This window comes from Bradyrhizobium sp. UBA2491, assembly GCF_002341725.1.
Lineage (GTDB): Bacteria > Pseudomonadota > Alphaproteobacteria > Rhizobiales > Xanthobacteraceae > Bradyrhizobium.
In genome coordinates this window covers 1-271 of sequence record NZ_DDOP01000101.1, presented here as the reverse complement: position 1 = coordinate 271, position 271 = coordinate 1, and the positions used below count along the sequence as shown (strand labels likewise).

At 67.2% G+C, this 271-nt stretch carries 1 pseudogene; it reads right to left on the bottom strand.

The features are described 5' to 3' along the window. Nucleotides 1-271, bottom strand: a pseudogene (locus B2W55_RS32870) (amino acid ABC transporter permease); the annotation flags it as partial.

Sequence of the window (271 nt, the reverse complement as noted above, 5' to 3'; positions counted from 1 at the left end):
GCCGATCACCGCGACGCGCAGCGTGTTGACGATGCCGACGATGAAGGCACGCAGGTAAGTGTCCTTCGGCGTGTAGTCGATCCAGCTGTCGGCGATCGGCATGCCGGCCTCGCGGCCGAGGAAGGCGAAGCCGGTCGAGATCCGCCGTACCGAGAGATTATGGAGGGCGTTCGACCACAGGAAGGCGACGATCGCGACCGCGATGGCGACCACCAGGATCTGCCAGAACAGGCCGGCGACGCGCGGGTCACCGAGCGAAAGCCGCCAGGGC